Origin of the sequence: Francisella sp. 19S2-4, from assembly GCF_036281795.1 — a bacterium.
Lineage (GTDB): Bacteria > Pseudomonadota > Gammaproteobacteria > Francisellales > Francisellaceae > Francisella.
Map to the genome: position 1 here is coordinate 41,724 of NZ_JAWUZH010000009.1, position 13,258 is coordinate 54,981.

Below are 13,258 nucleotides of genomic sequence, written 5' to 3' on the forward strand. Positions count from 1 at the left end.
AGACAAAAGATAATATCATAATACCACAGCAAAGAAAACCTTACTACTTTTGTATTAGCCATATTTTAAGTATTCTGAAAAAGTTCTTTAACAATATTAAGCTTATCATCTTCTTTGGTGCGATACGCGTAATAACTGCAAATACTACTCAAAGATACTCCTTTGTCGATACGTACAAGATCCTCTTTCTCATGAGGTCGTAACGGAAACGTTGGCAAAAAGCCATAGCCAACGCCTTGAATAATAGCATTATAAACACTTAGACAGCAGTCAAAGCTTATAATATTTGATAAACCAAATTTATTTCGATGCTTACTCTCTAAAATTAATGCCGCCTCTCTAAGCACAGCATCTAAGTCACCATAACGTTTCAAAAGCTTTTTAGATGCATACATTTCAAAATCAATCTTGTGATACGCCTTAACACAAAATCCATTATTCTTAAGATCTTGCACTTCATCTTCGCTTATTACAGCTAGTATAACATCTATATCATAATTCTCTAACATCTCTATTAGCCGAGACTTTTCATAGACTTTTAAGTCATACTCAAATGAAAACCCACTATCTATACATCTATTAATTCCATCAAAAACACTTTGTTCAAAGATTGGAGACATTCCTATTTTAATCTTTGATTTTTTATTTCTTATGACGGGCAATTCCAATCTATTAATTTCATCAATTTTATCTAGTATTGGCCTTACAAGGTCATAGAAGCACTTACCCTCTCGACTTAAACAAAGACTATTATTTTTTCTTTCAAATAACTCTAACTCAATAATATCTTCTAGATTCTGTAACTGTTTAGTTACTGCTGGAGGCGTCAGGAAAATACTTTCCGCTGCTTTTCTAACACTTTTATTCTCAACAATAGACGCAAAAACCCTAAGCTGATGCAATGTGTATGACATGAAAAAATAACTTTCCATTTCTATAGTGTTAATTATAAGTTAACACATCAATAAAAATTATTCAATTTACGTATACAAATATAATATTTAAACTTACTCCTGAAATAAAACTTAAATGGAATTTAAAATGACTAAAACTAACCTTAAAATAATTAAAGATTTTTTAAACCATCAAAAAAATGGTGAGCTAAATGCTGTCCTAGATCTAATAGACAATAATGCTGAGTGGCATTCAGATAGTATTAATGGTGCTTGGAGCGGTTCTCATTTTGGTAAAGAAGCTATTATCGAACATTTTAAAAATATCAAAAAAGATGTTAGTCAATTTAGTAAAACCTCTATAGATTTAGTAGCTAGCGAAAAAACAAATCTAGTTTATGAATACGGAAAACTAAAAGTTGTATTTTCTCACAATGGAGAAACTTTTGAGACTTATATTATCTCAATATATGAGATAAAAAATGAAAAAATAATTAGTTACAGGGTTCTCGAAGATTCTCATACCTTATATCAAATCTATAACAAAAAAGCTTAAACTGGTAACTCTCACATGCAAAAACAAGTAAAAATCCTAATATATCTATTAGCATTGCTATCCATATTGACTGTAAATATTTACTTACCTGCAATACCTTATCTACAAACAGCCTTCATGACAACAAAAGCTTATATGGGCATGACTATAAGTTTGTATATGCTAGGACTTGCTATAGGTATACCAACATATGGAGCATTAGCTGACCACATTAATCCAAAAAAAATACTTGGATTTGGCCTGATCATATATATAGCAGCAAGTGTTATAGCTATTTTCTCAACAGATGTTTACGTATTTATGCTAGCTCGACTTTTACAAGGTTTAAGTGCTGCATGTGCTCTTTCATTATGGCAGCTATTTGCATTTATATTCTTTGAACAAAAAGCAAAACATATCATAAATTCAGGTTTTATAATAATTGGCTCAATGCCAGCACTAGCTCCTCTTGTTGGTGGGATAATAACATCTTATACATCTTGGCATGGTATTTTCATATTCTTAGCAATACTTACACTAATAATGCTTACATTAACTATACAGCTAAAACTTCCTGAGAACAAAACTCCTAAAAAAGATAATAAAACTCAAGAAAACATTATCTTATCTGTATTAAATCAATATAGACATGTTTTTTCTGATGGAAAATTTATTGTTTTAACTTTAGCAAGCTCTTTTGTATATATGTCAGTATATATTTACCTATCAGAAGTTCCTTTTCTTTTAGCTAAGCTTCACTATACAACAAAAGAATTTAGTTTATTTTTCATTCCAATATCAGTTGCGTTTATAATAGGAGGTTTCTTATCAAAAATACTATTAAAATCAAATTCATCTTTTGGAAAAATAATTACTACGGTTTCTGGCTTATTTATCTTATCTCTTTTTATTATAGTAATTGCTGATTTTATAAATATTAGCCTATCAGGATGGTTATTAATGACTCCTTTTTTCATCTTCACAATTGGTGCAGGAATGGCTATGCCAAACTTAGTTAGTGAAGCACTTCATCGTCATCCTCTTAGAAGAGGAACTGCAGCATCTGCAATTGGGCTAACACAGAATTTAACTGCATTTATTTTTACTGGAATAGGAGCTCATTTAACTCACTATGGCTACAATGGACTTATAATAGCATACTTTTTCTTTATAGTTTTACCCATCATTTGCTTCATTACTTACTCTTTTCTAAAAAAATAAATCTTTATAGATAAGCAATAAAAAGTTAAAATCCTTAGTAAATTATTCACAGTCTAAAAACTAAATTGATAAATACTAAATCAAAGGATAAATTAAACAATGAAAAGACCTGAATTATTATCTCCAGCTGGAACGCTAAAAGCAATGCGATATGCTTTTGCATATGGTGCTGATGCTGTATATATTGGTCAACCAAGATATAGCCTAAGAGCTAGAAACAATGAGTTCTCAAAGCTAGAAACTCTTGAAATAGCAATAAATGAAGCTCATGCTCAAGGCAAAAAAATAATGCTAGCTAACAATATCGCTCCTCATAATGCAAAAATCAAGACATATATAAAAGATATTGCTCCTGTGATGGCATTAAAACCAGATGCTATGATTATGTCTGACCCTGGCATGATAATGCTTATAAGAGAAAACTTCCCAGATCAAGAGATACACCTATCAGTCCAAGCTAATGCTGTAAACTATGAAACTGTAAGGTTTTGGCAAAAATTTGGTATCACTCGAGTTGTTTTATCTAGAGAATTATCACTACGTGAAGTAGCAGAGATAAAAGAGAATGTTCCAGATATGGAGATTGAAACTTTTGTCCATGGCTCACTTTGCATGGCCTACTCAGGTAGATGTCTACTTTCTGGATATTATAGCCATAGAGACCCTAATCAAGGAGTATGTAATAATGCTTGCAGAAACAACTATAAAGTTGCTGATGCAAAACAAAACGATTGGGGTGATTTTGAACCTACTCAAGTACAATCAACTCTTGGTATTGGTCAGCCTTCTAACAAAGTTGTACTAATTGAGAATGACAAAGAACCTGGCCAATATAATCCTATGTTTGAAGATGAGCATGGTACTTATATCATGAATTCAAAAGATCTAAGAGCAATACAGCATGTTGAAGCAATGACAAAAATGGGGGTTGATTGTTTTAAAATTGAAGGTCGTACAAAATCTTTCTTCTATGCAGCAAGAACTGCACAGCTCTATGATCAAGCTATTAAGGACACTCTAGCAGGCAAACCTTTTGATATAACGCTTATGGATAAGCTTGAAGGCCTTGCACACAGAGGATATACAGAAGGCTTCTATCGTCGCCATGTTCATGATGAATATCAAAAATATGAAAACTCTGACTCTCGTAGCTCAACTCAACAATTTGTTGGAGAGATTACAGATTTTGATGAACATACAGGTTATGCTAATGTAAATGTCCGTAATAAAATGAAAATAGGTGATAGTATTGAGTTAATGCTACCTTCAGGCAGCCGTGAAATCATACTAGATAACATGCAAGATAAAGATGGCAACCATATGGAAGAGGCAAAAGGTAGTGGTTATCAAGCTAAAATTAAGTTTGATAATGTTTTACCTGAGGATATGAAGTTTGCTCTAATGATCAAAAATCTTAAATAGAAAACTCAACAAATCTCTTATTATAAAAAAATAGAATTAGTTTTATTGGCAATTAAAAATATGAAATAGATGTTGCTAAACCAATCCATCTTGGGATAGGATTATTTTGTATTAAACCGTGCAAACATTTTTAGTAGGATCGTATTGTCTCCAAGGATCTCCATTACCTGGGACATTTGAACTATCAGCATACCAACATGCCACATATGACATATAATTCTTACCTCCATCTACTGAATACAGAACTCTAGGATAAAGAGCAGGTGTCGTGCTATAGTCAACTTGATATACGTTAGAGCTATCCCAAACACCAGCATCATATGTATATTCTGCTACAGGCTCAGGAGCAGAACCTCCTGTTAAGGTAACGTTAAGCTCACTTGGCGCAAGCTGAGATATTCTACACGTAATTCCTTCTCCTTGAGTATCTATAGTACATACCCCACCTGCCTGCTTTGGTGTCACCGTTTTATATGATCCATTGATTGAGCCATCAGGTGATGAAATTTTAACACCAATATCTTGATAATATTCAGGATTCTGAGGAACATTCTGCATAGTAAAAAATGTTGGATCTTGTTTTAATGAACCTATTATCTGAACATTTGGAATCCTAATCTGATATTGATTTTGAGTATCAAGGTTAAAAGTATTCTTACCTTTTGCAAGGTTTTTAGTGCTACCTTGATCTGTAGATGAATAAAGCTGTAACCCTTGTGTCTCAGACTGATTATCAATATTCAAAGTAAATGGTGTAGCTAAAGCCACAGTTGATGTGAATAATGTAGCTGCTACTACAAATGCTATTTTTCTCATGATTTTACCCCTTGTTTTTTTAAGAAGATTAACTGTTAAACGATTTCAGCTTGAGCTTATTAAACACTATAGAGGAACTATCTAATGAATATTTCCACTCAAACTGAAGACTTAAGATTAACAGATAGAAATAAATATAAAAATTACAATTTTTAACAAGCAATATCAATTTTTAACAATATTAATTGTTTTATTTTAATCCACCACCTGCTAAAAAAAGACATTCAAGCACACTCATTGAGATAATAGTTATTACTCTAGCAAAAATCATATTAGCACTCACTAAGTCTAAATTTTAGGTAAAACAAAAAAACAAACTGTATATGAACTTTAAGGACAATACTATCACTAAAAATATTTCATCCACATCTATGAAGTAACTATTTATTGAAAGATTAAACAATTGATTTATCAGCCTGAGTTTTCAAACACAATAAGGAGTTAATTTATAAAGTTCTTTTCCTCAAGCTGAAGACTACATAATAACAAAGATAATCAATTCTATAAACTATAATTTTTAATAAGAGCTATTAATTTTTAACAAAACCAAGTAATTATTTTGATGTGTTTTTTATCAAAAAAAGTAAAGCAAAACATATTATTGACATAACGATCATTGTTATAGCAATCGGAAGAGAACTTGTAGCAGGAAAAAGCATTGCTACACTACCTATTACACCACTAATCGCAAATTCCATTGTACCAAACAATGCTGCAGCAACCCCTGCTATCTCAAAGAACGGCTCTAAACTACCACTAGCCCCAGTACCTGTAGTAAAAGCAGCTCCAAAAGTTGCAAAGAAACATGGTGCGAAGAATCCCCAAAGAGTTAGTCCATAAATCATATATAAAACTAATGACAATATCCCTGCTAAGAGTACGCAACCAACCCCAAATAATGCCGTATTATATACACCAAGTTTATTAACTATCGCCCCAGAAAGTAAAGATCCTAAAAGAAAGGCCACTCCAGCAGATCCAAAAACAACATATATTTCTGAAATTGGATAACCAAGATAGTTAATAATATATGGAGTCATTGAAAATAATATAAAAAATGATGCCATACCAGAAACAGCCGTTAAAGAATAAGCCCAAAATTGTAGTGACTTTGCAACATATAAATATCTTGCAAATACATCCCATGACATTTTTTTACGTCTTTCTACAGGTAAGCTTTCTTTTACAAAGATAATAACTATTAAAAAAGATATTATCGCTAACCCTGTAAGGAAAATAAATGCTGACTCCCACTTAAAATGAGTAGCTAACTCTACTCCTATAAGAGGCCCAATAATTGGTGAAACTGAAATTATTGCATTAATGAAACTATATATCATTGAGCTTGTTTTACCTGAGAAAGCATCTCTAATAATAGCAAAAGCACATACAGATAGTCCACAACACCCTAATGCCTGAATAACTCTTGAAAATATCAAAAATTCAATACTAGTTGATAAAGCACATAAAACTGAGCCAATGACAAATAATAATGAAGATAATAAAACGACTTTAAATCTACCTAACTGATCAGATAATGGCCCTAAGAAAAGCTGGCCAACCCCTGTAACCACTAAAAATAATGATAATGTAGCTTGCACCATTTGCTGAGTAGTATCTAAAGCTGTACGCATCTCTGGTAGAACAGGCATATAGACATCCATTGCTAATGCAAAGGCAAATACCATAGGGCCTAAAATAAGAACTGTCTTTAATGGAGAATACTTCCACATAAGAACCTCGATATTGATATTATTATTGAATAACCGAGTATTATATCAGAATATTTAAAATATTTTACTAATTTAGTATATATCCTATTTGTTAGCTGATATAGCATGCTATAACTAATAATTTATTTTTTATTAATTAAAAATCTCAGGATGTTATAATAATCGTCATAAATAATTTCTTTAAATAAATAATGCTCAAAAAACTCATACTTACTTTACCAATAATAATGTTGCCCATACTATCCTTTGCAAAAGATGAATCAACACTAAATGCTGTTAGCGTAAATGCAACTAACCATCCCTTAGCAATAGCTGCTATTGTTGTATTTGTTTTAGCCTACCTATTAGTTATGACCGAGGACTTTACAAAGCTCAACAAGTCAAAGCCTGTAATTGTAGCAGCTGGAGTGATATGGGTTTTGGTTGCAATTGTTGGTGAATCAATTGGTGCGGATAATATTGTCCATAGTAACTTCAACCATATTATGACCGAGTATGGTGAGCTGTTACTTTTCTTATTAGTTGCAATGGCTTACATCAACCTTATGGAGGATAGAAATGTTTTTGCTAAACTAAAAAGCTCTCTACTTAGAGCAGGATTCGGATTTTTAGGTACTTTCTGGCTAACAGGAATCATCGCTTTCTTTTTATCTGCCGTTGCTGATAACTTAACTACGGCTTTAGTTATGAGTACAGTTGTTATTTCAATAGGTAAAGATAATAAAAAATTTATAACAATGGCTTGTGTGAACGTTGTTGTTGCAGCAAATGCTGGTGGTGCATTCTCACCATTTGGTGATATCACGACCCTTATGGTTTGGCAAAAAGGCGTTGTTGGTTTTACCGAGTTTTTTGATATCTTTATACCTTCATTAGTGAACTTTTTAATTCCGGCAATTATTATGAGTTTCTTTTTACCAAAAATGGAAACTCAATCAATAGTTGAGGATAAGGTTGAGCTAAAACGTGGTGCTATCCCTGTGATTGCTTTATTTATACTAACTATAGCTACAGCAGTTTTATTTGAACACATCCTTCACCTGCCACCTTCTTTAGGTATGATGACTGGTTTTGGCTATGTAATGATATATAACTATTTCTATGGTCTAAAAATCGCCTATGAAAATAGAAATCCTAAAGGTCGTAAAATGCCCCCTCATGCTTTTGATATTTTTGACAAAGTTAAAGAAGCCGAATGGGATACCTTATTATTTTTCTACGGTATTTTAGTTTCTGTACAAGGGCTTGCTGCACTTGGTTATTTAGGTATTGCTTCACAATATATCTATACAGATATGCACTCTATAGCACCTAATATATTCTCAGCTCATACTCAAGCAAATACAATTATAGGTATATTTTCTGCAATAGTAGATAATATACCGGTTATGTTTGCTGTATTAAGTATGAACCCCGTAATGAATCATGCACAATGGTTACTCATAACTCTTACTGCTGGAGTAGGAGGCAGTCTTCTAGCTATTGGTTCAGCTGCTGGTGTAGCGGTAATGGGGAAATCTAAGGGTAAATATACTTTTATGGGGCACTTAAAGTGGACATGGGTTATAGCTATTGGCTATTTTGCTAGCATTGCTGTTCACTTACTAATTAATCATTAAATAGCTCTAAAACCTTATTATGATATTCTTTAACCCTTTCATTGTGACTAACAGAAATATAAGCTACTTCATTTGCTTTCAATAACTCATACATTTTTTTCTCAGCTTTTGAATCTATATTTGATGTAGCTTCATCTATAAGTATCAAGTCATAATCTCTCGTAAAAATCTTACAAAAACGTAATTTCTGCTGCTCTCCTGATGAAAGTACATTACGCCAATCGTGTATAGTTCCTATAAATTTTTCTAAATATGCAACTCCAAGATAATCTAATATCTCTTTAAGCTTTTCATCAGATGGAATGTTTGAAAATGAAGGATAGAAGATAGCTCTTTTAAAATCATCCTCAGGGAAATATGGTTTTTGTGATAAAAAGAGTATTTTAGGTGTTTTATTAAAGATAATTTCACCCTTAAAGTTATCACTATGACCATTTATAACTCTTAATAAACTTGTCTTACCTATGCCTGTTTTACCATACATAAATACACTATCTCTAGCACTTATAGAAAGACTAATATCCTTAATTAAAACCTTATCATCATTAATTACTGATAGCTTTTTTAAAACCATAAGATTCTGCTGTGAATGATCTATTTTTCTAGTACTACAATTATCTTTAGAGCAACTTATAGTTTTCTTAAGCTCAGATAACCTAGAGACATTAGTCCTTAACTCAGCTAGCTCATCATACCAAAAAACCAAAAAAAGTATTGGTGAGATAACATTATAGAAAGCTGAATTAACCTGCATAACTTGTCCAAAACTTATACTTTTAGCAAAATATCTTGGTAGCGCCAATATAATACCTGCTAAAGAATAAATCTGAATGAAAAAGCTTCTTACTATATCTATCTTCGCTTTTCTAAAAGTCACTTGGTAAAAATTTTTGACAATGCTATTTAAATGCTTTCTAGATGTAACAAACTCTCTTTGCTCTGACTGATTATCATATATTGCCGTCTTATTATTTCTAACTACTGAAAGACCATACCTAAAATTAGCCTCGAATTTCTGTTGATTGTACAATAAAGCCTTTAGAGGTCTTCCTACTCTAAAAACAAAAATAACATTAACCACACCTAATGTTGCCGCTACAAGAAACAGATAACCTGATATGTTAAACTGATACCCATATAATGAGAATGATATAACTCCAGATAACCCCCATAAAATAACTGAAAAAGAAATAAATGTTGAGATACTGTGGATACTTTTCAAAAAAAGCGCTTTTGATAAAGAAATAAAACGCAATATATCATAACTTATACGCTCTTCTGGGTTATCATAGCTTCGAGAATAATTTAAATACGCTTTAGAATTTAACCACTTACTAACATAACTTTCTGTTAATGGCCTACGGATAAATATTATTAAATACTGACCAAAAAAATAAGCTAAAAAACCATTTACTAACATCGCTGAAGTAATAAGTGAGAAAACTATAAGCTCATGAATAAGGGTTGGCTTATCATACTGCTCAATAGCATTATAAAAAGCCACATACCAGTGGTTTAGATATACACTTAAACCAACACTAGCAAACTCAAAAGCTACGCAAATAACAAGCAAAAATAAGGCAATCACACCTGCCTTACTTTTCCAAAATTCTCTAGATATTGCCCAATAATTTATAAAAAAGGCTTTCATGTATTATTCTGCTTTATATGGTACAGATATAACTACTCTTGCAGCAGTCTTTTTGTCTTTTTTATCCATTGCTGCTATTGCTAACTTAACCATACGAGAGTTTTGATTATGAAGTAAAAAATGCCACCATCGAGTATTGACAACTTCAGGAATAACCACCACTGAATAACCTCTCTCAGGATCTCTTAAATCATTTTTATGAAGAATTTGTAGAACTGGTGTTATAAAAGAATTATAAACAGGTCGCATTATCAAAAGCTTTTCTTTAAATGCTAAGTTCTTCCATTGAGCTTTTATCTTAGCTATTTTATTATCATCTGCTGAGACAAATACCGGTGTTATATCATCTGATATATTCCTAGCTAATCTTAATGCTTCTATTGTCCCACGATGAATACGAGACACCAAAAGGACAATTTTTGGTTTTGCATTCTCATGTACACAAGCTGTCACAATAGCCTCATCAACACTCAATGTTAAGCTATTCTCTCTTTTTGTATAATGATTTTTAATCAAGTATAAGCAAAGCATAATCACAGCTATAGCAATTATAACTATCCAAACTCCTTCAAAAAACTTACTTTCAACAATTGTCATTAACACAACAAATGTTGCTACACATCCAAAGGCATTGATAAAAGCTCTAAAGCCCCAACTTTTATATTGACGCTTATTTCTATACCAAAACTTAACTAATCCAGCTTGACAAAAAGTGAACGCGATAAATACACCAAATGCATATAGTGGAATTAGCTCACTTACCTGCGCTTCAAAGATAATTACCAATAGTGCTGATAGAACTGTCAGCATTACAATACCATTTCTAAAAGCAAACCTATCGCCAACACGTTGAAGCTGTTCTGGCAAGTATTGATCTTTACTCATAATAGATGCTAAAGTTGGGAAGCCTGTAAAACAAGTATTTGCCGCCATAAGCAAGATCAAACAAGTAGATGCTTGTAAGAAATAATATAAGACACCATTTCCTAAAACTTGGTGAGCTACTTGAGATAAAACACTCTCTGAAAATCCTGGATAAATTTTTGTCTTAGTAGCAATAAATGTAACACCTGCAAACATTATTATAGATAGCAATGTCATCAAGACTATACCAAATATTGCTTTTGACATCACCGGAGCTTTATATGCTGAGACTCCATTAGCATAGGACTCAATACCTGTAAGAGCTGCACTTCCTGAAGAAAAAGCTCTTAAAACAAGAGTGATTGTCAGTACTCCTATTGAAGTATGCATATGATTGACATAATTTTGAGTATATTCAAACTTCGCTAGAGAGCCATCCACATACTGATAAACACCAACAACTATCATTATAAGTATTGAAGCGATAAACATATATGTCGGCCATGCAAAAATTTTAGCTGTTGACTTAACTCCACGTAAATTTATAGCCATCAGAAGTACTAGTAAAACTAAAGCTAGTTCAACGGTATAGTCATCCAATGCTGGAAAAGCTGAGCTAATAGCCACAGATGCTGTAGATACTGACACTGCTACAGTCAGTATATAATCAATAATTAATGATGCTGCAGTTAATAAGAGTAATTTCTCATTAAAATGTGTTTTTACTATTGAATATGATCCACCACCTTCTGGGTGAGCTTTTATAACTTGAGCATAAGAAAATCCCATTAATAATATTAGCAAAATCACCATTAATCCAACACCAATTGCATACTGAGAAACCGCTGCAGCTCCAGCTATTGCTAAAACTATAAAGACTTCTCCTGTTGCATACGATACTGATGATAGAGCATTTGAGGATAGGATTGCAAATCCTGAGAATAATCCAATTTTTTGCTCATTTTGCTTAGTTGTAGGAATTGGTGAACCGAATATTAGATTTCTTATTTTCATCTATATTTACTCTTGTTTTTGTAAGAATTCATTTAGTCTTTTTACTAAGTCTTGCGTTCCTTCCCTCATAGCTGCTGAGATTACATAATATTTACCTTTATAGCCTACTTTCTCTATAAATTCTTGGCATTTTTCATCAACTTTATCAGCTAATAAATCTATTTTATTTATGACCAAAAATCTTGGCTTATTAAAAAGCTCTTCACTATATTTTTTAAGCTCTTTTTCAACAGCAAAATAATTCTCAACAGGATCTGACTCGTTAAATGGGCAAATATCTACTACGTGCAAAACACATCTAGCACGAGTTAGATGTTTCAGGAATCTTAATCCTAAACCAGCACCTTCAGCAGCTCCCTCAATAACTCCCGGAATATCAGCCATCACAAAACTATCGACACCAACTTTAACTACACCAAGATGTGGATACATAGTCGTAAATGGATAATCTGCTACTTTTGGTGTTGCTTGAGATACAGAGCGAATCAAGGTTGATTTACCAGCATTTGGTAATCCTAATAAAGCAATATCAGCCAATAGATTTAATTCTAGGCGAACCTCTCTATATTCACCCTCTTCTCCTAATGTAAATTTTCTAGGGGCTTGGTTTGTACTACTCTTAAAGTGAGTATTCCCTATTCCCCTTTTACCACCTTCAACTATTTTAAGAACTTGGCTATGTGTAAGTACTTCGCCTATTTTTTTATTTGTCTCAGTATCAAAAACACTTGTGCCAACAGGCACTATAAGATATAAATCTTCACCTGCTTTACCATAACAATTACGCCCTTCACCTGGGCGACCATTTTCTGCGTAGTATTCTCTTTTATAACGATAGTCAATTAATGTATTTACATTTTCATCTGCCTTAAGGTAAATACTTCCACCATGACCACCATCTCCGCCATCTGGACCACCTCTTGGGACATATTTTTCTCTACGGAAGCTAACACAACCGTTGCCTCCCTTACCTGCTTGAAGCTTAACAACTACTTCATCTACAAATCGCATAACTAGATAAATCTTATATTTATAAAAATCCTAATATTACATTATATACTTTAGTAGTCAATTTATCATTTTATATCTTTGATAATTTTTGAAAGAAAATAGAGCTATTATTAAATCAAAACATTAAACCTGCGCCTCTACGCCATCACACAATTCTAAGAAAAACTTAGAGTTGTTTCCTTCGAACCTGTTTCCAATTCTTCTCCAGCGATCAAAGGCAAGTGGGTTTCTCTTAGGCTCTTCACCTTCTGTATCTCTTCTTGCTTCATAGAATATACCATTGTTATGGATAACGATATCTCCTTCATGATATGAAGAAACATTCTCATCCCACGCATATATATCATCAACACGCCAAACATCACTTATTCCAGGGCTGGTACCTGCAATCGCATTACCTATTAAAGACTGTTGAATAAATCTTTCAATTTCTATGAATAGGAATATTTTTGCTATTTTTAGTAAAAACTTAGCCTTAA

The 13,258-nt window shown here is 32.5% G+C and carries 11 protein-coding genes; 4 read left to right on the top strand and 7 right to left on the bottom strand.

Going from position 1 to position 13,258, the window contains the following annotated elements; genetic code table 11:
• Positions 1–65 precede the first annotated feature (65 nt).
• On the bottom strand, positions 66–914 hold the full coding sequence (locus R8535_RS03365; RefSeq protein ID WP_329496561.1) for a LysR family transcriptional regulator: 849 nt from the start codon (positions 912–914) through the stop codon (positions 66–68).
• Positions 915–1,041: 127 nt separating this feature from the next.
• On the opposite strand from R8535_RS03365, the gene R8535_RS03370 reads away from it, so the two are divergent.
• The 3 genes from R8535_RS03370 to trhP all read left to right on the top strand — a co-directional run bounded on the left by R8535_RS03370 (position 1,042) and on the right by trhP (position 4,071).
• A complete protein-coding gene (locus R8535_RS03370; RefSeq protein WP_329496563.1) occupies positions 1,042–1,449 on the top strand; it encodes a nuclear transport factor 2 family protein in 408 nt (135 codons plus the stop codon).
• Between the two features lie 15 nt (positions 1,450–1,464).
• On the top strand, positions 1,465–2,649 hold the full coding sequence (locus R8535_RS03375) for an MFS transporter (protein ID WP_329496564.1): 1,185 nt from the start codon (positions 1,465–1,467) through the stop codon (positions 2,647–2,649).
• Positions 2,650–2,748: 99 nt separating this feature from the next.
• Entirely contained in the window at positions 2,749–4,071 is a 1,323-nt protein-coding gene (trhP, locus tag R8535_RS03380; protein WP_329496566.1) for a prephenate-dependent tRNA uridine(34) hydroxylase TrhP, read from the top strand.
• Positions 4,072–4,182: 111 nt separating this feature from the next.
• Here trhP and R8535_RS03385 read toward each other — a convergent pair whose 3' ends face one another.
• Together R8535_RS03385 and R8535_RS03390 are read right to left on the bottom strand one after the other, a co-directional pair.
• The gene (locus R8535_RS03385; protein WP_329496568.1) at positions 4,183–4,887 is read right to left on the bottom strand and encodes a hypothetical protein; all 705 of its coding nucleotides are present in this window, start codon (positions 4,885–4,887) and stop codon (positions 4,183–4,185) included.
• A gap of 554 nt (positions 4,888–5,441) precedes the next feature.
• A complete protein-coding gene (locus tag R8535_RS03390; protein WP_329496569.1) occupies positions 5,442–6,620 on the bottom strand; it encodes a multidrug effflux MFS transporter in 1,179 nt (392 codons plus the stop codon).
• 191 nt (positions 6,621–6,811) lie between these two features.
• Here R8535_RS03390 and nhaD point away from each other — a divergent pair, with 191 nt between their 5' ends.
• A complete protein-coding gene (gene nhaD / locus R8535_RS03395; RefSeq protein WP_329496571.1) occupies positions 6,812–8,239 on the top strand; it encodes a sodium:proton antiporter NhaD in 1,428 nt (475 codons plus the stop codon).
• Here the strand turns inward: nhaD and R8535_RS03400 are convergent.
• From R8535_RS03400 to R8535_RS03415, 4 genes are all read right to left on the bottom strand, one after another.
• Complete coding sequence (locus R8535_RS03400) at positions 8,229–9,890, bottom strand: ABC transporter ATP-binding protein/permease (protein ID WP_329496573.1); 1,662 nt, start codon at positions 9,888–9,890, stop codon at positions 8,229–8,231. The two genes, nhaD and R8535_RS03400, sit on opposite strands and share 11 nt — an antisense overlap.
• 3 nt (positions 9,891–9,893) lie before the next feature.
• Positions 9,894–11,768, bottom strand: a complete 1,875-nt coding sequence (locus tag R8535_RS03405; RefSeq protein ID WP_329496575.1) for an APC family permease — start codon at positions 11,766–11,768, stop codon at positions 9,894–9,896.
• 6 nt (positions 11,769–11,774) lie between these two features.
• Positions 11,775–12,779: an Obg family GTPase CgtA gene (cgtA, locus tag R8535_RS03410; RefSeq protein WP_329496576.1), complete on the bottom strand. Its 1,005-nt coding sequence runs from the start codon at positions 12,777–12,779 to the stop codon at positions 11,775–11,777.
• 123 nt (positions 12,780–12,902) lie between these two features.
• Positions 12,903–13,258 (bottom strand): hypothetical protein (locus R8535_RS03415; RefSeq protein WP_329496578.1); only part of this gene is annotated, 356 nt, incomplete at its 5' end.

Excerpts from the sequence above, each read along its gene's own strand:
- R8535_RS03365 (WP_329496561.1), bottom strand. The coding sequence starts at position 914 with ATGTCATACACATTGCATCAGCTTAGGGTTTTTGCGTCTATTGTTGAG.
- R8535_RS03370 (WP_329496563.1), top strand. The coding sequence starts at position 1,042 with ATGACTAAAACTAACCTTAAAATAATTAAAGATTTTTTAAACCATCAA.
- R8535_RS03375 (WP_329496564.1), top strand. The coding sequence starts at position 1,465 with ATGCAAAAACAAGTAAAAATCCTAATATATCTATTAGCATTGCTATCC.
- trhP (WP_329496566.1), top strand. The coding sequence starts at position 2,749 with ATGAAAAGACCTGAATTATTATCTCCAGCTGGAACGCTAAAAGCAATG.
- R8535_RS03385 (WP_329496568.1), bottom strand. The coding sequence starts at position 4,887 with ATGAGAAAAATAGCATTTGTAGTAGCAGCTACATTATTCACATCAACT.
- R8535_RS03390 (WP_329496569.1), bottom strand. The coding sequence starts at position 6,620 with ATGTGGAAGTATTCTCCATTAAAGACAGTTCTTATTTTAGGCCCTATG.
- nhaD (WP_329496571.1), top strand. The coding sequence starts at position 6,812 with ATGCTCAAAAAACTCATACTTACTTTACCAATAATAATGTTGCCCATA.
- R8535_RS03400 (WP_329496573.1), bottom strand. The coding sequence starts at position 9,890 with ATGAAAGCCTTTTTTATAAATTATTGGGCAATATCTAGAGAATTTTGG.
- R8535_RS03405 (WP_329496575.1), bottom strand. The coding sequence starts at position 11,768 with ATGAAAATAAGAAATCTAATATTCGGTTCACCAATTCCTACAACTAAG.
- cgtA (WP_329496576.1), bottom strand. The coding sequence starts at position 12,779 with ATGCGATTTGTAGATGAAGTAGTTGTTAAGCTTCAAGCAGGTAAGGGA.